Source organism: Mesorhizobium sp. M1329 (genome assembly GCF_040318035.1).
In the GTDB taxonomy this organism is placed as follows: domain Bacteria; phylum Pseudomonadota; class Alphaproteobacteria; order Rhizobiales; family Rhizobiaceae; genus Mesorhizobium.
Genome location: NZ_JAMYLN010000030.1, coordinates 60,852 through 80,745, shown reverse-complemented (window position 1 = coordinate 80,745; position 19,894 = coordinate 60,852). Strand labels below are relative to the sequence as shown.

The following is a 19,894-nucleotide window of genomic DNA, read 5'->3' as shown; positions in this document are numbered from 1 at the left end:
AAACGCGATTGCCGGTGAAAAGCCCGATTGCCTTATCACCATCGACAGCCCGGATTTCTCGCTGCGCGTCGCCAAGAAGGTGCGTGCCGCCGATCCGACCATCCCGACCGTCCACTATGTCTGCCCGAGCGTGTGGGCCTGGCGACCGGGCAGGGCGGCGGCGATGAAGCCATATGTCGATCACATTCTTTGCATCCTGCCGTTCGAGGTGAAGGAACTCGCTCGCCTGGGCGGGCCGCCCGGCACCTATGTCGGGCATCGCCTTGCACACGATCCGGGCATAGTCAGTGCCGCCAGGGCGCAGGCGCAGCCGCGTGACGTCTCCGCTGACCGAGTGAAAACGTTGCTTGTATTGCCCGGTTCGCGTCGCGGCGAGGTGCGGCGCCTGGTTGGGCCGTTCGGCGAGACGGTGTCGATCCTGCGGGCACGCGGGCACCGCTTGCGCCTGCTGTTGCCGACGGTGCCACACGTCGCCGACCTTGTCAGGACCTCGGTCGCGAGCTGGGACGAGAAGCCTGAGATCATACTTGATGCCGAACGCAAATGGCAGGCCTTCGGCAAGGCGGACGCGGCGCTGATCGCATCGGGGACGGTATCGCTGGAACTGGCACTGGCGGGTGTGCCGATGATCTCCTGCTACCGGCTCGATCCGGTCATGCGCATGGCGCAGCCGCTAATCAAAGTATGGAGCGCAGCCTTGCCCAATCTCATTGCCGACCGGCCGGTTGTGCCGGAACACTACAATCAATATGTGCGGCCGCATTATCTGGCGCGGCAGCTGGAAGCGCTGTTCTCCGATACCGCCTACCGCACCTGGCAGAAGCACGGTTTTGCCGAGATTGCCGGGCGTATGGCAACCGCCAAGCCGTCAGGCGAGATTGCCGCTGGGGTGGTGATGGGCATGGTGAGGAAGTGAGTGAACGGTGAATAGTGAATTGTGAATAGTGGTTTCCATGGACAGGGAGCGACGCTTCGCTGCTCCCATTCACCATCTTCACCGCTTCGCGATCGGCACGTAATCCCGTTCCGGCGCGCCGGTATAGAGCTGGCGCGGGCGACCGATCTTCTGGTGCGGGTCCTCGATCATCTCCTTCCACTGCGCGATCCAGCCGACGGTACGGGCGACCGCGAACAGCACGGTGAACATGGTGGTGGGGAAGCCCAGCGCCTTCAGCGTGATGCCGGAATAGAAATCGACGTTCGGATAGAGCTTCTTCTCGATGAAATAGGAATCGGTCAGCGCGATTTTTTCCAGCTCCATGGCGATGTCGAGCAGCGGATCGTCCTTGATGCCGAGCTCGCCCAGGACCTCGTGCGCGGTCTTCTGCATGATCTTGGCGCGCGGATCGTAGTTCTTGTAAACGCGGTGGCCAAATCCCATCAATCGGAACGGATCGTTCTTATCCTTGGCGCGCGCAATGAATTCCGGGATGTGATCGACATGGCCGATCTCGCCCAGCATGTTCAGGGCTGCCTCGTTGGCGCCGCCATGTGCGGGACCCCACAGGCAGGCGATGCCGGCAGCAATACAGGCAAAGGGATTGGCGCCCGACGAGCCAGCCAGGCGGACGGTCGAAGTCGAGGCGTTCTGTTCGTGATCGGCGTGCAGGATGAAGATGCGCTCCATCGCGCGCGCCAGCACCGGATTGATCTTGTATTCCTCGCAAGGCACGGCGAAGCACATATGCAGGAAATTGGCTGCGAAATTCAGCTCGTTCTTCGGGTAAATGAATGGCTGGCCGATGTGGTATTTATAGGCCATCGCCGCGATCGTCGGCATCTTGGCGATCAGCCGCATTGAGGCGACCATACGTTGATAAGGGTCCGAGATGTCGGTGGAATCGTGATAGAAGGCCGACAGCGCGCCAACCACGCCGCACATCACCGCCATCGGATGCGCATCGCGGCGGAAGCCGGTGAAAAAGCGCGACATCTGCTCATGCACCATGGTGTGGCGCGTCACCCGGTAGTCGAAATCGTCCTTCTGCGCCTTGGTCGGTAGTTCACCATAGAGCAAGAGATAGCAGACTTCGAGGAAGTCGCCGTGCTCGGCCAATTGGTCGATCGGGTAGCCGCGGTGCAAAAGAATGCCGGCATCGCCATCGATGAAGGTGATTTCCGATTCGCAGCTCGCCGTCGACGTAAAGCCGGGATCGTAGGTAAAGACGCCGGCAGTGTTGTAGAGCGAACCGATGTCGATGACGTCAGGTCCTACCGAACCACTTCGTATCTTGAATTCATGGGTTTTGCCGCCGAGTTCCAGCTTTGCCGTGGATGCCTGGGTTTTGCCGCCAAATTCCATTTTTGTCGCAGGTTCGGTCATAGCAAACTCCTTTTTGTTTCCTCAGGCCGGCAAAGGCAAAATATCTGAACCCAACACGTCAAAAGCATCGGAATACGCACATTTGCGCCCGCAATTGAATCTGCGCGCCAGATTAGGCCAAGACCCAATGTTGCACTGCGAAACACACCTTTCAATGCCAATCTTCTTGGGCCAGTTTGCTAATCGATTTGATCAGCGATCCGCGCCAGGCTTTCCTCGCGGCCAAGCACGGCAAGCACATCAAAGACACCTGGCGAGGTACTTTTGCCGGTGAGCGCGGCGCGCAAAGGTTGGGCCACGGCGCCGAGTTTATGGCCGCCTGCCTGCGCATAGTCGCGGATCGCGGCTTCCGCTGAGGCGGCAGACCAGTCCGACACCATGGCTAGTGCCGCATGAGCGCCCTGCAGGATCGCGCGCGCCTCACCGCTGAGTAGCGCCGCCGCCTTCTCGTCGACCGGCAGCGGCCGCTCGACGAACAGGAATGCAGCCCCTTCAACAAGTTCGACCAGCGTCTTGGCGCGCTCCTTCAGGCCCGGCAAAGCGGCAAGCAGTTGCGCCCTGCGTCCGTCGTCGAGGCGCGCGGCGATTGCCGGGCCGCCTTCGAGATAGGGCAGAGTGGCGACGAAGATGTCGAGCAGCGCGGTGTCGTTCATCCGGCGCATATGCACGCCATTAAGCGCCTCGAGCTTGGCGAAGTCGAAACGGGCGGCGCCCTTGTTGACGTCGCCAATGTCGAACCATGCGATCATGTCGGCGATCGACATGATCTCATCGTCGCCGTGGCTCCAGCCAAGCCTCGCCAGATAGTTGAGCAGCGCCTCCGGCAGGTAGCCCATGGCGCGATAGGCCTCGACGCCAAGCGCACCGTGCCGCTTCGACAGCTTGGCGCCGTCGGCACCGTGGATCAGCGGGATATGCGACATCGACGGCACCTCCCAGCCCATGGCCTGGTAGATTACGGTCTGGCGTGCGGCGTTGGTCAAATGATCGTCGCCGCGGATGATGTGGGTGATGCCCATGTCGTGATCGTCGACGACGACGGCATGCATGTAGGTTGGATTGCCGTCCGAGCGCAGAATAATGAAATCGTCGAGATCCTTGTTGGGAAAGCGCACGTCGCCCTGGACGCGGTCATGTACCACCGTCTCGCCGTCTGTCGGCGCCTTGATGCGGATCGCCCCCTTGGCGCCGGGCGGCGCCTCCGACGGGTCGCGGTCGCGCCAGCGTCCGTCATAGCGGGGAGGCAGCCCCTTGGCCCGTGCGCTCTCGCGCATTGCTTCCAGCTCGGCAGGCGTCGCATAACAATAATAGGCCTTGCCCGTGCGAACGAGCTCCTCGGCCACCTCGCGATGGCGCGGCGCACGCTCGAACTGCGACACCGGCTCGCCGTCCCATGTCAGGCCAAGCCAGGAAAGCCCGTCGAGAATGGCCGCGGTTGCCGCATCGGTGGAGCGCTCGCGGTCGGTGTCCTCGATGCGCAGCAGCATCGTGCCGCCTGTGTGCTTGGCATACAGCCAGTTGAACAGCGCCGTGCGCGCGCCGCCAATGTGCAGATAGCCGGTGGGCGAGGGGGCAAAACGGGTGACGACCTTATCGGGCATGGAACTCTCAGGCGGGCGAAGGAAGTGGGTTTGCGGACTTTCGCGCGTTGCGCGTTCATGTAGCATAGGAGGTCGAGGGCGCAAGGGGCAGACCCGATGGCTGTGCGAGGCCGTGGTGCGGGCGAGGGCGAGGACGCTGGCAGCGGCGTCAGCGAACGCTTGCTGTTTGCCGCTCCCCTGCCTGTCCTTCCGGCACCGGCATTGCTGCCCGCTCCGCGCTTTGATGCTCCGTCGCTGCCGGCCAGCGACCCCGCAACGGTTCCCGTGCCCGCGGGCGAGCCCATCGTGCGCCTACGCCGTCGCTTCCGCCTCCCGTCACCGTCCCGTATCCGCAATAGCATAACCTCGGCGGCCGGCCTGGAACTCGACCGCGGCATCGCCTTCCTGCTGGTGCCGGTGTTCCTCGCATGCGGGGTGGTCGTGTATTTCGCGATGGCGGCCGAGCCGGCCTTCCCACAGCCGATCGCTATCGTCGCCTTGGCAGCCCTTTGTGCCGTCGTCTCGCGGTCATGGCCCAGGACGCGCCTGTGCTTCATAGTGGCGTTGCTCTGCGCGCTTGGCGTGCTTGCCGCCAAGTTCGAGACCTGGCGTGTCGGGACGCATATGCTCGGTTCCGAAATCTCGACGCGGCTGACGGGTCGCGTCGTATCGTACGAGCCCATGGCGAGCGGCCGCATCAGGCTGACGATCGATGTGATCTCAACCGCCAGGCCGACACTGCGTTACATGCCGGAACGGGTCCGCGTTTCGGCGATGAAAATACCGGCTGAGCTGACCGCCGGTTCCGAGATCGCCGGCTATGTGCGGCTGCTGCCGCCGACCGGGCCGGTGCGGCCCGACAGCTATGATTTCTCCTTCGACAGCTATTTCGCCGGTATCGGCGGCAGCGGCTTTTTTCTCGGCAATCCGAAAGTCGTGTCGTCGGGCAGCATGCCGCTTGCCGCGCGGCTTTCTTCTGCGATCGAAGACGCGCGCGAATCCATCGCCGACCATATCCGCAGCCGCATCGGCGGCGCCGAGGGCGAGATTGCTGCTGCGCTGATCGTCGGCGTGCGCGCCGGCATTCCCGAGGAGATCAACGAAGCGATGCGGCGTACAGGCATCTATCACATCATCTCTATCTCGGGGCTGCATATGGCGTTGGTCGCCGGCACCATCATGGCGCTGCTACGCGGCGCCTTTGCGCTGTTTCCCGATTTCTCATCGCGACGGCCGGTCAAGAAATATGCCGCGGCCGCCGCGCTTTTTTCGATTGCGGCCTACCTCGTCTTTTCCGGCATTGTGGTAGCGGCCGAACGCAGCTTCATCATGCTGGCGGTGATGCTTATCGCCGTGCTGTTCGACCGGGCCGCGCTCACCATGCGCAACCTGGCGATCTCGGCCATCGCGGTCATTCTGGTGTCGCCACACGAGGTGGTCGGTCCGAGCTTCCAGATGTCCTTCGCCGCGACGGCGGCCCTTGTCGGCGCCTATGCCGGCTGGTCCGACTACCGCGCCGGCAGGGCCACCAGGCCGCCGCCGCGGCGGTCGCCGCTACGCCTCGCCACGCGAAAGGTCCTGCTGGGCATGGGCGGCCTGGCGATGACCTCAATCATTGCAGGGAGCGCCACGGCGCTTTTCGCCATATGGCATTTCCAGCGCGTGGCGCCGCTCAGCCTGTTCGCCAATCTGGCCATCATGCCCATCGTCTCACTGGTCGTCATGCCCTTCGCCGTCCTCAGTGCGCTGGCGATGCCGTTCGGCGCGGATGGGCCTTTCCTATACGTGATGGGCAAGGGGCTGACGGCGATGATCGCCCTGTCCGGGTGGATCTCCGAGCGCTCGCCAATCGATGCGGTTGGGCTGATTTCGCTGAGATCCGTCCTTTTGGTGACGATCGCCCTTGTCATTGCCAGCATGGCGACGACCTGGTTGCGGCTGGCGGCACTTCCTTTTGCGCTCGCCGGCTTGCTAACGACAACCCAGACGCGCGTACCCGATGTATTGATCTCGGAGGACGCACGGTTGGTCGCGCTGCCGATCGACAGCGGTGAACTCGCGGTCAACCGGGCACGCCCGAATGAGTTCACCATCGACAACTGGAAACGCGCGCTCACATCAGAGGCTATCGTCGCGCCGGAAACACCTGGAAAGAACGATCCGCAATTCGACATTGCCGATCCGGCCGACCTACCGCCGGGTATGCCGTTCATTTGCACGGACGGCCTCTGCCTTGCCAGGCATCCATCCGGCGCGATCATCGCACAAGCCAAGGACCGCGATACTGCGCGGCCAGCCTGCGCCTTTGCCAGTTTGATCGTCATCGACGACGCCACCGCCCATAACCCCTGCTACTACGACCGGCTGGTCCTCGTCGTCACCAAACGGCAACTGGCGCGCGCGGGAAGTGCCGCCGTCTATTTCGATCCACAAGCTGCAACACGCGCCGAAATCCGTTTCGCGGTCGAAAAATCATACCGGCCCTGGCACGTGCAGCGGAAATTTTCACGCGCGGCACGGGGCCTGCCGCCATACCGCAGGGCCGACAAACCCAAAGCCGGCGCCAAGGGCGGAACTCAGTAGCGGCGGATCAGTCCGACGAGCTTGCCTTGCACCTTGACCCTGTCTGGTCCGAAGATGCGCGTCTCGTAGGCCGGATTGGCGGCTTCCAGGGCGATCGAAGCGCCCTTGCGGCGGAACCGCTTCAGCGTCGCTTCCTCCTCGTCGACCAGTGCCACCACGATCTCACCGGGGCTCGCCGTATCGGCATTGCGGATGATCACCGTGTCGCCGTCGAAAATGCCAGCCTCGATCATCGAATCGCCTTTGACCTCGAGCGCATAATGCTCGCCGCCCATGATCATATCCGGCGGCACCGAAATCGAATGCGTCTGGTGCTGGATGGCGTCGATCGGCACACCGGCGGCGATGCGGCCCATCACCGGGATCGAAACGGCGGCGACGACATCGTCGTCATTTCCGGCCGCAGGGACGCGCGACGATGTCGGCTTGCCTTGCCGCGGACCGCCTTGCCCAAGACTGCCCTGGATGACACTCGGCGAGAACTTGCGTGCCGCATTGAGGCCGGGGGCGATCGAGTCAGGCAGGCGCAGCACCTCCAGCGCACGGGCCCGGTTGGGCAAACGGCGAATGAAGCCGCGCTCCTCCAGTGCCGTAATCAGCCGGTGGATTCCCGATTTGGAAGCCAGGTCGAGCGCTTCCTTCATCTCGTCGAAGGAAGGCGGGATACCGCTTTCCTTCAATCTTTCGTGGATGAACATAAGCAGTTCGTGTTGTTTGCGTGTCAGCATAGCGACCCCCAACAGAATCAGAAAAACAAACCCAGAACAAACACTATCTGTTCCAGTTGTGTTCCGCAACTGTTTAAAGTTTAATGAATGCGTTAAGGCTCGGGAAACAAACGACGTCCCCTAACCGGGGTACCCCACTTTCACCGTCGCGAGCCTCATCGCCTTGATTCTGCTTTCGTTTGCGCCCTTCTGGCTTCCCGGAAGGCCACATTGGCATCGGCCGTCGGTCGGCGGAGGGCACGGAAGTGAACCCCTATCGAGTGTGCGGTTTGGTCAATGCACCGTGAACGAAACGAACTCAAAACGCCAACCTCGGGTTAAGTCCTGGTTTCCACCGCCTGGTTAGGCTGCTTCTCGCCGGTGGAGCCTTCCTGCGCGCAACCAGGTGATGGAAGAACAGTCGATGCGTATCCGGCGTTGCATTGAATTTTGGGGGAGCAGGCAAATCATGACAGGAATTCCCGATCTCGCGGCCATAAAGGCGATGGATGCCGCAGATCCGCTGCGCGCGATGCGCGACCGCTTTGTGTTGCCGCAAGGAGTGATCTATCTCGACGGCAATTCGCTAGGAGCTGCTTCACGTGCCGCTTTCGATGAATTGCGCAAGGCCGCGACCGAAGAATGGTCGCATGATCTCATCCGCGCATGGAACACGGCCGGCTGGTTCAACATGCCGCTTGAACTTGGCGACCAGCTCGGGCGCCTGATCGGTGCCGCGGCCGGCCAGACGGTGGTCTGCGACACGACGTCGGTCAACATCTATAAACTGCTGCACGCCGCCATGGCCATGCGACCGGAGCGGCAGGTCATCGTCGCCGAGGGCGATAGTTTTCCGACGGACCTCTACATGGCTGAGGGTGTGGCTTCGACGCGAAAGGATACGCTGCTGCGCCTCTCGGGGGTCGACGCGCCGAGCATCGAAGAGCTGATCGACGAACGCACCGCTGTGGTGCTGGTCAACCACGTCAACTACAAGTCGGGCGAACTGCGCGACATGCCGGCGCTGACGCGCAGAGCCCAGGAAGCCGGGGCGATGATCGTCTGGGATCTCTGCCACACCGCTGGAGCGATGCCAGTCGAGCTCGACAAGGCAAACGCCGATTTTGCCGTTGGCTGCACCTACAAATATCTGAATGGCGGCCCGGGCGCGCCTGCTTTCATCTATGCGGCTGAGCGGCATCTTGCCGACATCCAGCAGCCGCTCACCGGCTGGTGGGGCCATGCACGGCCCTTCGCCTTCGAGCCAGGCTATGCGGCCGGCACCGGCATCCGCCGGTTTCTGTGCGGCACGCAGCCGGTCCTGTCGATGCGCACGCTTAAGGGCGCGCTCGACATCTGGAACGATGTCGACATGACGGCGGTGCGCAAGAAGAGCATCGCGCTGGCCGATCTGTTCATCGAGCTTGTCGAGGCAAAGTGCGGCACTTACGGGCTCACGCTCGAAAGCACGCGCGATGGGGAAAAACGCGGCAGCCAGATTTCATTCATGCATGAGCATGGCTACCAGATCATGCGCGCGCTGATCGAACGTGGCGTGATCGGCGATTTTCGCGCGCCATCGACCATGCGCTTCGGCTTCACCCCGCTCTATGTCGGCTATGCCGATGTCTGGCAGGCCGTCGAAGTACTTGAGGACATCCTGCGCACCGGTGCATGGAAGGATGCGCGCTTCGCCATCAAGACGGCTGTCACTTGAGATTGATGCGAGAGCTGGAGCCGTGAGGCTGGCGACGACGCGCCGCGCGATGCTCACGCTACGTCGCAAGGCCATATTGCCAGGGGAGGGCGCAGGGTGTTCGAACGTCACATTGCCGATTGGGACAACGCCTATGCCAACGGCGCCAACATAGCCAGCAGCGATCGCTGGCCGGCGGCCTGGGTTGAGCCCGCTCGGGTTTTCCGCGACGTGCTTTCGACCGAGGGCAGGGCGCGGCTCGACTTGGCCTATGGCGATAAGCCACGCAATCGGCTCGATCTTATCCTGCCGGCCACCAAGCCCAAGGGACTCGTGGTGTTCGTCCATGGCGGCTACTGGATGGCATTCGACAAGAGTTTCTGGTCGCATCTTGCCGCTGGCGCTGTTGATCGCGGCTATGCGGTTGCGATGCCGTCCTACACGCTCTGTCCGCAGATACGCGTTGCCGGCATCGTCAAGGAAGTCGGCGCGGCGATCGGCACAGCGGCGGCGATGGTCGCAGGGCCGCTGATGCTGACCGGACACTCGGCCGGCGGCCATCTTGTTAGCCGGATGGTTACGGCGACGACGCCGCTGGCGCCCGAAGTGGTCCGGCGCGTTCGTCACGTGGTGTCGATCTCGGGGGTGCACGATTTGCGCCCGATCATGCGCACCGGCATGAACGAGACGCTGGCGATCGATGAGGCCGAGGCGCAGGCCGAAAGTCCGGTGCTGCTGCGCCCGATGGACAAGGCCTGCCTGACCTGCTGGGCCGGCGGCGGCGAGCGCGCCGAATTCCTGCGCCAGAGCGCGTTGCTGGCCAACATCTGGATCGGCCTGGGTGCCGCGACCAGCTCGGTGGTCGAGCCTGACCGGCATCATTTCAACATCATCGACGGTTTGGCCGATCCAGACCATCCGCTGACCCGGACCTTGATCTCGGAGTGAGGCAGGTTCAGCGTAGCATCAGCACGTCGCAGGGGGAGCCCGCCGCCGCGGCAGGCGCGAACGGCGCGCGGACGATCAACCCGTTGGCATCGGCCAGCATTTTCAGCATCGAGGAGTCCTGGATGCCGAACGGCGTCGCCACGAGCGTACCGGCATCGTCTGTGACAACAGCCCGCACATAATCTTGCCTGAGATCGTTGGCCGGCATGGCAGCACCGAGCCGCACCTGACGTATATCCTGCTGAAAGGCGCGGCCGCCGAGCCGCGCCAGCAGCGGCTTGAGGAAGAGCTGGGTGCAGACCAGGCTTGCCACCGGATTGCCGGGCAGGCCGATGCAGCGAATGTCGCCCAGCCGCCCGAACATCAGCGGCTTGCCCGGCCGCATGGCGATCTTCCAGAAATCGAGCGTCATGCCTTGCCCGGTCAGGACGTCATGGACGAGGTCGTGGTCGCCGACCGAGGCACCGCCCAGCGTGACGATGACGTTCGCGCCAGCCTTCACGGCCTTTTCAACCAGCGCAGCGATCGCCTCCCTGCGGTCCGGCGCGATGCCAAGGTCGAGCGCGCGCGCACCGATCGACTGTGCGGCGGCGGCGACACCATAGGCGTTGGAGGAGATGATCTGGTTGGGGCCAAGATTGCTGCCCGGCGGCAGCAATTCGTCGCCGGTCGCGATAATGGCGACCAGCGGCCGCTTGACCACGGCGACCTCGGGATGGTTGGCCGACGCCGCGAGCGACAAGGCCGCCGGATCGAGCAGGCGGCCTTTGGGCAGCAGGACATCGCCCTTGGCGAAATCGAGCCCGAGGCGGCGGATGTTTCGCCCCTGCACCGTCGGCTCCGTCACTTCTACGACACCGCCGCCGAGATCGCGGACGTTCTCCTGGATGACGATGGTGTCGGCACCTTCGGGAAGCGGCGCGCCGGTGAAGATACGCACGGCCTGCCGCTGCTGCACCGTTCCGGCAAAGCCGCGTCCGGCCGGCGCCATGCCGACCACCGAAAGCTTTGCCGGTACGGACGCGATGTCGGCCACCCGCACGGCATAGCCGTCCATGGCGGAGGCGTTGAACGGCGGCTGGGTGCGGAGCGCCACAACCGGCTCCGCCAGCACGCGGTCGGCGGCATCCAGCAGTGCGGCGCGTTCGCCCGGCAGCGCTGCTGCGCCGTCCAGCAGGCGCTCGAGCGCCTCGGCAACCGGGACCAGCGCCATTATCGGCCTGCCCCGGTGGCCCCGCCTCCGGTGATCTTGTAGTCGCCGGATTTGCCGCCGGTCTTTTCAACCAGCCTGATGCCGGAGATGACCATGGCGCGGTCGACCGCCTTGGCCATGTCGTAGATGGTCAGGCAAGCGACCGAGACGGCACTCAGAGCCTCCATCTCAACGCCGGTCTTGCCGGTGACGCGGGTCAATGCTGTCACCTTCAGGCCGGGCAGCGCGGCGTCCGCCTCGATATCGACAGATATCCTGGTCAGCAGCAGAGGATGGCAAAGCGGGATCAGTTCGTGCGTCTTCTTGGCCGCCATGATGCCGGCAATGCGCGCGGTGCCCAGCACGTCGCCCTTCTTGGCGTCGCCGGCGAGGATCATGTCCAGCGTCTCGGGCCGCATCGCGACAAAACCTTCCGCAACTGCCGTGCGCACCGTCTCAGCTTTGTCGCCGACATCGACCATATTGGCTTCGCCCTGCGCGCCAAGATGGGTGAGGGCGGCCGCCATCCTCAAACGGCCTCTGCCGGCGCCTTGCCCGTCAACAGCAGGCGCGTTGCCGCGGCCACGTCCTGCTGGCGCATCAGGCTCTCGCCGACCAGGAAAGTCGCAATGCCGCTCTGCTCCAGCCGGCGGCAATCGACGTGCGAAAAAATACCGCTCTCGCTGACCAGATGGCGGTCGGCCGGCACCATCGCTACCAGCCGCTCCGAGGTCTGTAGGCTGGTTTCAAAGGTCCGGAGATTGCGGTTGTTGATGCCGATCAGCCGCGACGACAGCTGCAGCGCGCGTTCCATTTCAGCCTCGTCATGCACTTCGACCAGCGCGTCCATGCCGAGCCCGAACGCTGTCGCTTCGAGTTCTCTTGCCAACGCGTCGTCGACGCTGGCCATGATGATCAGGATGGCATCGGCGCCCCATGCCCTGGCCTCGTAGACCTGATAGGGGTCGAACAGGAAATCCTTGCGCAAGGCAGGCAGGTCGACAGCAGCGCGCGCAGCGGTGAGGAACGCGGGCGCCCCCTGGAAGGAGGGCGCGTCGGTCAGTACCGAAAGGCAGGCGGCACCGCCTTCCGCATAGGCCCTGGCCAGCGCCGGCGGATCGAAATCGGCGCGGATCAGGCCTTTCGATGGGCTAGCCTTCTTGATTTCGGCAATCAGCGCGAACCCGCCGGATTTGCGCTTTGCCTCAAGGGCGGAAAGAAAGCCGCGCGGCGCGTCGGCATCCGTCGCCTGTGCCTTGATCTCGGCAAACGGCACGCGCGCCTTGGCCGCCGCGATCTCGTCGCGCTTGTAAGCCTCGATCTTGCGCAGGATGTCGGACATAATTCTAACCGTTCGAAATCTCGACCAGCCTGTCGAGCACTTTCAGCGCGCGGCCGCTGTCGATTGCCTGCGCCGCCGTCACCATGCCGTCGGCAAGTGTCGTCACCTTGCCGGCCACCACCAGCCCGGCGCCGGCATTCATCAGCACCGTATCGCGAAAGGCGCCGGCAGCGCCGCCCAGCATGTCGCGCAGTGCCTGGGCGTTGTGGGCGGCGTCGCCGCCGCGCAACTCGTCCTTGGTGTGACGCTTCAGCCCGACTGCTTCCGGGGTCAGCGTAAAGCTGCGGATCTCGCCGCCGGCCAGTTCGGCGACAAGTGTCTCGCCGGTGGTAGTGATCTCGTCATAGCCGTCGCCATGGACGATCCAGGCGTGGTCGGCACCAAGTTCCTTCAACGTTTCTGCCACCGGCATGATCCATTCGGGCAGGAACACGCCGACCATCTGCCGTCTTACACTGGCCGGATTGGAAAGCGGGCCCAGCAGGTTGAAGATGGTGCGGGTTCCGAGCTCGACCCGGGTCGGGCCGACATGCTTCATCGCCGGGTGATGCGCCGGCGCGAACATGAAGCCAACGCCGGCCTCGTGGATGCAGCGGCCGATCGTTTCCGGAGGGATGTCGATCTTGACGCCCAATGCGATCAGAACATCGGCGGCGCCAGTCAGCGAGGACAGTCCGCGATTGCCGTGCTTGGCGACGGGCACGCCGCTGCCGGCGATGGCGAAGGCGGATGCGGTCGAAATGTTGACGCTGTGCGAATTGTCGCCGCCGGTGCCGACAATATCGATGGCGCCTTCGGGGGCTTCGACGCGCAGCATCTTGGCGCGCATGGTGGCGACGGCGCCGGCGATCTCGCTGACGGTCTCACCGCGCACGCGCAATGCCATCAAGAAGCCGCCGATCTGGCCGGGGGTAGCATCGCCGGACATGATGATGTCGAAGGCCTCGCGCGCCTCCTCGAAAGAAAGGGCGCTGCCGGCGGCGACCTTGGCGATGTGGATCTTCAGCGCGCTCATCTGGCCAAGGCTTGGGTTACGGCCGCCTGATCGATGCGGACGTCATATTGCGTCTGCAACTGCGCCACCAACTGGTCGAGCAGGTCGTCGGACATGCCGGAGGTGAAGGATTTCTGAGCGTCCTGGGGTACTGAGCTGGCATCGGCCCCGGCAGGCTCGAACACCTCGGCAACCTTGAACAGGATCTGTCCGTCGCCCGTAGGTGAGGGGATCAGCCCGGTGCCTCCTTCGCCGACGCCGAACATCGCGGCGGCGCCTTCCTTGCCGAAATCGACGTCGTCCGCATCGCGCTTGACGCCGCGCTTGGTCTGCTTTTCGAGCTTGAGCTCACCGGCGATCACCTCGAGCGTGGTGCCAGCCTTGAGACGCTTCTCGAGCTCTTGTGCTTTGGCGGTGAGCCGTTTGGTGGTCTCAGCCGCGGTCCAGTCGGCCACGACCTTCTGGCGGACTTCGTCCAATGTGCGGTCACGGGCCGGCGTGATCCCGCTCACGTCGTAGAAGACGAAGCCGTTATCGGCGGTGGTGAGGCCTTCATTGTCGGTTCCGGGTTCGGATTCGAAAACCGCCTTGATGAGTGCCGGCGATTCCGGCAGGTCTTTGACGATGCTTTCATCCGGCCTTCGGCCGGTGCGGTCGATAGCGTCGATGGTGACGACCTTCAGCTTCAATTTGGCGGCTGCCTCGGCGAGCGAACTGCCCGAGGCGCGCGTATCCTCGTAATTGTCGTGCACGTCCAGCAAGATGCGGCTTGCCTCGCCCAGTGCCAGATCCTTGCGGATCTGCCCGGACACTTCGGCCAGCGGCTTCACCACTTCGGGCTTGATCTCGGTGACGCGCAGCAGAACGGGGCCAAAGGCGCCCTGCACGACCGGGCTGACCTCATTGACGTTGAGTTTGAAGGCAGCATCGGCGACCGCCTTGTCGGCGATCTTGTCCTTGGCCAGCGTGCCGAGCAGCGTGTCGGCCGGCGCCTTGCCTTCGGCAGCGACGATCTTGTCGAAGGTGGCGCCGGTCCTGAGCGAATCGAGCGCCGCCTTTGCGGCATCAGGCGTCTTGAATACAAGCTGCTCGATGGTGCGCATCTCCGGCGTGGTGTAGCGCGCCTTGTTCTTGTTGTAGTCGTCGCTGACCTGTTGGTCGGTCACCGCGCTCAAATCCATGATGTCTTCCGGTTCGAGCCTGACATAGGAGAACTTGCGGTATTCGGGCGCGGCGTAGGTTTTCTTGTTTTCCTCGAAATAGGCCGAAAGCACGCTGTCGGACGGCGCTTCTATCGGCTCGACAAGCGATTTCGGCAAGGTCAGGTAGTCGATGGTGCGATCTTCGCCGCGATAGAGCGCGACCGCCTTGAAGAATGTATCCGGGGCCTTGAGGCCATCCGAAACCGCCTCGACGATCTGCTGGCGGACCGCGACCTGGGCGCGGTTCTTCAAATAATCTTCCGGCCGCATGCCAATCTGCCGAAGCAGGTACTCGAAGCTTCTCCTGTCGAAGGTTCCGGCAGGCCCTTTGAATGCCGGGTCTTCACGCGTCAGTTCGGCGAGCCGGTCCTTGGACAGGCCGAGGCCGAGCTTGCGGGCCTGCTCGTCGAGGACGGCGCCCGACACGAGTTGCGCCAGCACCTGGTTGTCGATGCCGAGCGCCGTCGCCTGCTCGCGGCTGATGCGCTGGCCGAATTGCTGCGACATGACGCTGAGCTGGCGATCGTAGGCGAGGCGGTATTCGTTGATCGAGACCTTGGTGCCTCCGGCCGTAATCACGGCATCATGGCCGGCAAGACCGCCCATCAGCCGTCCCGAGATACCCCAGATGGCGAAGCTCAACACCAACAATGACAGCAGCAGTTTCGCGACCCAGGTCCCCGCCGCGCTTCTCAACATACCAAGCATGAGTACTTCCGATTTTTGCGCATTTCGCATGCGCCGAGTCTGAAACAAGCGCAATAGCGCCCTTCCTGCCCACTGTCGATTGCTTTGTGGCCTGATTTTGATAGTGAGGGCCAGCTTGAAATTGCCCGGAGAAACAAATCCCATGACGCCTGGAATCCGCCCACTCGTCGCTGGCAACTGGAAAATGAACGGCACCAGCGCCTCGCTCAACGAGCTCAGGATGATCGGCAACGGCTTCATGAGCGGGCTCGACGCCGAGACCGAAGCGGTGGTCTGCGTGCCGGCGACCTTGCTCGCGCATGCCGCCGAAATTCTGTCGCGCACGCCGGTGCGGGCCGGCGGAGAGGATTGCCACACCGAGGAAAGCGGCGCCTATACCGGCTGCATTTCGGCCGAGATGCTGAAGGATGCAGGTGCCAGCCATGTCATCGTCGGCCATTCCGAATGCCGCGCCGATCGCAAGGAGGACGATGCCTTGGTGCAGGCCAAGGCCTCCGCCGCATGGCGCGCCGGGCTGGTGGCCATCGTCTGCATTGGTGAGACAAGAGCCGAACGCGAAGCCGGAGCCACGCTCGACGTGCTGTCGCGCCAGGTCGCTGGTTCGGTCCCGCCAAACGCCACGGCTTCCAACACCGTCATTGCCTATGAGCCGGTATGGGCGATCGGCACGGGCTTGACCCCGACCGCCGCCGACGTCGCCGAGGCACATGCGCATATCCGCGAAGAACTGGTGCGGAAGCTTGGCAATACGGCGGCCAAGATGCGCATTCTCTACGGCGGCTCGGTCAAGCCGTCCAACGCCGTCGAGTTGCTCGGCGTGAGGAATGTCGATGGCGCACTGGTCGGCGGCGCCAGCCTGAAGGCGGCGGACTTCCTCGGCATCGCGGAAGCCTATCGAAACATCGCTTGAACAGGAGCTGCTTGCTGCATTTGAGCGGACGGTCGGCGCCGAAATCGTTGCAAAGGACGCATTGCTTCCCATATTCCGGCCACGGGCTTGGAAATGCCGTCAAAGCATTGTATTGAGCCGCCTCCAAATCAGCGGCCGCACAAGGCCTTGCCAGGATAAATTATGGAAACCGTACTGATCGTCGTCCACCTCATGGTCGTGCTCGCGCTTGTCGGCGTGGTGCTGCTGCAGCGCTCTGAAGGCGGCGGCCTCGGCATCGGCGGCGGATCGGGCTTCATGACCGCGCGTGGCGCCGCCAATGCGCTGACGCGGGCAACGGCGATCCTGGCTGCCGCTTTCTTCGTCACTTCGCTGACACTGTCGATCGTTGCGCGCTATGGCGAGAAGCCGATCGACATTCTCGATCGCGTGCCAGCGACCTCGGACGGCAAGGGCGTACTCAACCAATTGCCCGGAACCACGACGCCGACGCCGCCTTCGGGCACCACGGCGCCGACCCCGCCGTCCGGCAACGGCGCGGCAACGACGCCGCCGGCAACCGCTCCGGCGACGCCGCCAGCGACAAACGGCGCCACCGCGCCGGCCGCGCCGCAGGTCCCCAACCAGTAATCGGGCAACTTATGCCGCGATCTGTTGTCGTTTGAACACAGTCGCGGCAAATGCCGCACGATCACGAAGATTCGACTGCGCCTCACGCTTGAGGCGCTTCCGGCTAATCGATTATACGTTGCACGCGGCATTCTCGGCGTCCTTGGGGGGCGCCGGGCGACGCCGTGGGCAACAAGCATTGAACGATCGGATCTTCCCCATGCAGCTTCGCAGCTTCATTTTTGCCGGCCTTTGTGCCGTGCTCAGCCTAGGTGCGCCCGCTTACGCGGCCATGCCGACGGCAAATTCGGCCCATAAAGCCGCAGCAACAACCGACGTCGTCAACGTCGCTGCCAAAAGCGATGCAGCGCAATTGAAGCTTCTCAAGAAGAAGAAAGATCCGACGCCGGACGACCTTGCACAGATTCGCAAGATCGAAGCCAAGATCGCAGCCGACAAGGAAGCCGCTCGCGCCAAGGCACTCGAAGCCAGGAAGCTGGCGATGCGCGAGGCGGCGAAAGCCAAAGCCGATGCGGAACGGCAGGCATTCCTTGCCAAGAAGAGCCAGCCGCTCGCGACGGCCAAGGTGGCTAGCGCCACGCCGGCCAAGAAGAAGACCCTCAACATCATCGAACCTATTGCACCCATTGCGCCGATCCAGTCGGCCGAGCCGATCCCGGCCGAGGCCATGAACGTTGCGCTGACCGGCAACAATGGCGAGTTGCGCAGCGAACCGATCGGGCAGAAGCCGCAGAGCGTCGGGCTATTTGCGGGACTGTTCGGCGGCACATCCTCTTCGTCGATGTCGCTGCTTCCGGAAACACGCGCGCTCGACGCCGCGCTCGAAAGGAAGCAAGCCAAGCGGCAGTTCAAGGTCAAGCCGGAGTTCGTGCCGCAGGAGGTCGAATTCACCGGCTACAACCCCGGCACGATCGTCATCGATACCAGCGCCCGTCGTCTCTACCTCGTCGAATCATCGTCAACCGCCCGCCGTTATGCCATCGCGGTCGGCCGGGAAGGCCTGCAGTTCAAGGGTACGGTTGCCGTCGGCGACAAGCAGGAATGGCCGCGCTGGATTCCGACGCTGGATATGCAAAAGCGCGAACCCAAGCACTATGGCCAGTACAAGGACGGCATGCCCGGCGGCGGCGACAATCCGCTCGGTGCGCGCGCCATCTATCTTTACGACGGCAAGAAAGATACCCACCTGCGCATTCACGGCACCATCGCGCCGCAGTCGATCGGAACCAGCGCCTCCAATGGCTGCTTCCGCATGATCAACGAGCACGTCATGGACCTTTACCGCCGGGTGAAAGTAGGCACCAAAGTCGTCATCATCTGACGCTTTGACAGATCGTGCCAAAAGGGCCGGCCTCGCCGGCCCTTTTGTTTTGATACGCCAACGACCAGAGCGCCTTCTTGGGAAAAAGCCTTCGCGGCGGTTTTTTCTCTGGCGGAATCAATTCGGCCGCGTTAAGCGATGACTCCCATGGCGCGATATGTATTCATCACAGGCGGCGTGGTTTCCTCACTTGGAAAAGGCATTGCTGCAGCGGCCCTTGGGGCTCTCTTGCAGGCGCGGGGCTATCGCGCACGCATCAAAAAGCTCGACCCGTATCTCAATGTCGATCCCGGCACGATGTCGCCCTACCAGCACGGCGAAGTCTTCGTGACCGATGACGGGGCCGAGACCGATCTCGATCTTGGCCATTATGAGCGCTTCACCGGCCGCTCGGCCAACCAGCAAGATAACATCACCACCGGCCGCATCTATAAGAACATCATCGAGCGCGAGCGGCGCGGCGACTATCTCGGCGCCACCGTGCAGGTCATTCCGCACGTCACCGACGAGATCAAGAACTTCGTCCTCAACGGCAACGACGACTACGATTTCGTGCTGTGCGAGATCGGCGGCACCGTCGGCGACATCGAAGCGATGCCGTTTCTGGAGGCGATCCGCCAGCTCGGCAACGACCTGCCGCGCAACAACGCCGTCTACGTCCACCTGACCTTGATGCCTTATATCCCGACGGCGGGCGAACTGAAGACCAAGCCAACGCAGCATTCGGTCAAAGAGTTGCGCGGCATCGGCATTGCACCCGACATACTGCTGGTCCGCGCCGACCGGCCGATCCCCAAGGAAGAGCGCAGAAAGCTGTCGCTGTTCTGCAATGTCCGCGAAAGCGCCGTCATCCAGGCGCTCGACGTGCCGCATATCTACGACGTGCCGATGGCCTATCACAACGAAGGGCTGGATTCGGAAGTGCTGGCCGCCTTCGGCATCGATCCGGCGCCGAAGCCGCGCATGGAACGCTGGCAAGCGGTGTCCAACCGCATCCACAATCCGGAAGGCGAAGTGACCATTGCCGTCGTCGGCAAATATACCGGCCTCAAGGACGCCTACAAATCGCTGATCGAGGCGCTGTCGCATGGCGGCCTCGCCAACCGGGTCAAGGTCAAGCTTGACTGGATCGAAAGCGAGATATTCGAGAAGGAAGACCCGGCGCCGTGGCTGGAAAAGGTCCATGGCATTCTCGTCCCCGGCGGTTTTGGCGAACGCGGCTCGGAGGGCAAGATCCTGGCGGCGAAGTTCGCGCGCGAGCGCAAGGTGCCGTATTTCGGCATCTGCTTCGGCATGCAGATGGCCTGCATCGAGGCAGCACGTTCGCTGGCCGGCGTCGAGCACGCATCATCGACCGAGTTCGGTCCAACCGAGGAGCCGGTCGTCGGTCTGATGACCGAATGGCTGAAGGGCAACATGCTGGAAAAGCGCAGGGAAACCGGCGACCTCGGCGGTACCATGCGACTCGGTGCCTACCAGGCCGACCTCGCCAAGGGATCGAAGATCGCCGAGATCTATGGTGATACGCAGATTTCCGAACGCCATCGTCACCGCTATGAGGTTAATGTCGACTACAAGGAGCGGCTCGAGGATTGCGGCCTGGTGTTTGCCGGCATGTCGCCGGACGGCGTGCTGCCGGAAACGGTCGAATATCCCGACCACCCCTGGTTTATCGGCGTGCAGTATCATCCCGAGCTGAAAAGCCGGCCGCTCGATCCGCACCCGCTGTTTGCCAGCTTCATCGAGGCGGCGGTAGAGCAGTCGCGGCTGGTCTAGACT

Annotated in this window: 16 protein-coding genes; 8 read left to right on the top strand and 8 right to left on the bottom strand. The window is 63.3% G+C overall.

The window, feature by feature from the left end:
• The coding region (locus NKH21_RS25535) for a lipid-A-disaccharide synthase (protein ID WP_352868240.1) at positions 1 to 916 on the top strand (916 nt) is incomplete at its 5' end.
• Positions 917 to 994: 78 nt separating this feature from the next.
• On the opposite strand, the gene gltA is transcribed toward NKH21_RS25535, so the two are convergent.
• The gene (gene gltA / locus NKH21_RS25530) at positions 995 to 2,323 is read right to left on the bottom strand and encodes a citrate synthase (protein ID WP_254817305.1); all 1,329 of its coding nucleotides are present in this window, start codon (positions 2,321 to 2,323) and stop codon (positions 995 to 997) included.
• Positions 2,324 to 2,502: 179 nt separating this feature from the next.
• The gene (gene gltX, locus NKH21_RS25525; protein WP_352868237.1) at positions 2,503 to 3,924 is read right to left on the bottom strand and encodes a glutamate--tRNA ligase; all 1,422 of its coding nucleotides are present in this window, start codon (positions 3,922 to 3,924) and stop codon (positions 2,503 to 2,505) included.
• Between the two features lie 96 nt (positions 3,925 to 4,020).
• On the opposite strand from gltX, the gene NKH21_RS25520 reads away from it, so the two are divergent.
• Positions 4,021 to 6,486: a ComEC/Rec2 family competence protein gene (locus NKH21_RS25520; protein ID WP_352868235.1), complete on the top strand. Its 2,466-nt coding sequence runs from the start codon at positions 4,021 to 4,023 to the stop codon at positions 6,484 to 6,486.
• On the opposite strand, the gene lexA is transcribed toward NKH21_RS25520, so the two are convergent.
• Positions 6,480 to 7,214 (bottom strand): transcriptional repressor LexA, encoded by a 735-nt coding sequence (gene lexA / locus NKH21_RS25515; protein ID WP_352448829.1) that lies wholly within the window; start codon positions 7,212 to 7,214, stop codon positions 6,480 to 6,482. The two genes, NKH21_RS25520 and lexA, sit on opposite strands and share 7 nt — an antisense overlap.
• A gap of 448 nt (positions 7,215 to 7,662) precedes the next feature.
• Between lexA and kynU the strand changes: the two genes are divergently transcribed.
• Together kynU and NKH21_RS25505 are read left to right on the top strand one after the other, a co-directional pair.
• The gene (gene kynU, locus NKH21_RS25510) at positions 7,663 to 8,910 is read left to right on the top strand and encodes a kynureninase (protein ID WP_352665077.1); all 1,248 of its coding nucleotides are present in this window, start codon (positions 7,663 to 7,665) and stop codon (positions 8,908 to 8,910) included.
• Positions 8,911 to 9,006: 96 nt separating this feature from the next.
• On the top strand, positions 9,007 to 9,837 hold the full coding sequence (locus NKH21_RS25505; RefSeq protein ID WP_352665075.1) for a hormone-sensitive lipase: 831 nt from the start codon (positions 9,007 to 9,009) through the stop codon (positions 9,835 to 9,837).
• Positions 9,838 to 9,844: 7 nt separating this feature from the next.
• Here NKH21_RS25505 and NKH21_RS25500 read toward each other — a convergent pair whose 3' ends face one another.
• From NKH21_RS25500 to NKH21_RS25480, 5 genes are read right to left on the bottom strand one after another with little or no spacing between them, the layout of a single operon-like run.
• Positions 9,845 to 11,050, bottom strand: coding sequence for a molybdopterin molybdotransferase MoeA (locus NKH21_RS25500; protein ID WP_352665073.1), 1,206 nt, complete (start codon positions 11,048 to 11,050; stop codon positions 9,845 to 9,847).
• The gene (gene moaC, locus NKH21_RS25495; RefSeq protein WP_352665071.1) at positions 11,050 to 11,556 is read right to left on the bottom strand and encodes a cyclic pyranopterin monophosphate synthase MoaC; all 507 of its coding nucleotides are present in this window, start codon (positions 11,554 to 11,556) and stop codon (positions 11,050 to 11,052) included. The genes NKH21_RS25500 and moaC overlap by 1 nt, the downstream gene beginning before the upstream one ends.
• 2 nt (positions 11,557 to 11,558) lie before the next feature.
• On the bottom strand, positions 11,559 to 12,371 hold the full coding sequence (gene trpC, locus NKH21_RS25490; protein WP_502903390.1) for an indole-3-glycerol phosphate synthase TrpC: 813 nt from the start codon (positions 12,369 to 12,371) through the stop codon (positions 11,559 to 11,561).
• Positions 12,372 to 12,375: 4 nt separating this feature from the next.
• Positions 12,376 to 13,386: an anthranilate phosphoribosyltransferase gene (gene trpD, locus NKH21_RS25485; protein ID WP_352665068.1), complete on the bottom strand. Its 1,011-nt coding sequence runs from the start codon at positions 13,384 to 13,386 to the stop codon at positions 12,376 to 12,378.
• Positions 13,383 to 15,275: a SurA N-terminal domain-containing protein gene (locus NKH21_RS25480; protein WP_352665066.1), complete on the bottom strand. Its 1,893-nt coding sequence runs from the start codon at positions 15,273 to 15,275 to the stop codon at positions 13,383 to 13,385. The genes trpD and NKH21_RS25480 overlap by 4 nt, the downstream gene beginning before the upstream one ends.
• Positions 15,276 to 15,417: 142 nt before the next feature.
• Here NKH21_RS25480 and tpiA point away from each other — a divergent pair, with 142 nt between their 5' ends.
• From tpiA to pyrG, 4 genes are all read left to right on the top strand, one after another.
• The gene (tpiA, locus tag NKH21_RS25475) at positions 15,418 to 16,185 is read left to right on the top strand and encodes a triose-phosphate isomerase (RefSeq protein WP_352665064.1); all 768 of its coding nucleotides are present in this window, start codon (positions 15,418 to 15,420) and stop codon (positions 16,183 to 16,185) included.
• Positions 16,186 to 16,347: 162 nt separating this feature from the next.
• Positions 16,348 to 16,794 (top strand): preprotein translocase subunit SecG, encoded by a 447-nt coding sequence (secG, locus tag NKH21_RS25470; RefSeq protein WP_352665061.1) that lies wholly within the window; start codon positions 16,348 to 16,350, stop codon positions 16,792 to 16,794.
• Between the two features lie 199 nt (positions 16,795 to 16,993).
• Complete coding sequence (locus tag NKH21_RS25465; protein ID WP_352665059.1) at positions 16,994 to 18,115, top strand: L,D-transpeptidase; 1,122 nt, start codon at positions 16,994 to 16,996, stop codon at positions 18,113 to 18,115.
• 147 nt (positions 18,116 to 18,262) lie between these two features.
• A complete protein-coding gene (pyrG, locus tag NKH21_RS25460; RefSeq protein ID WP_352448839.1) occupies positions 18,263 to 19,891 on the top strand; it encodes a CTP synthase in 1,629 nt (542 codons plus the stop codon).
• Positions 19,892 to 19,894: the final 3 nt, after the last annotated feature.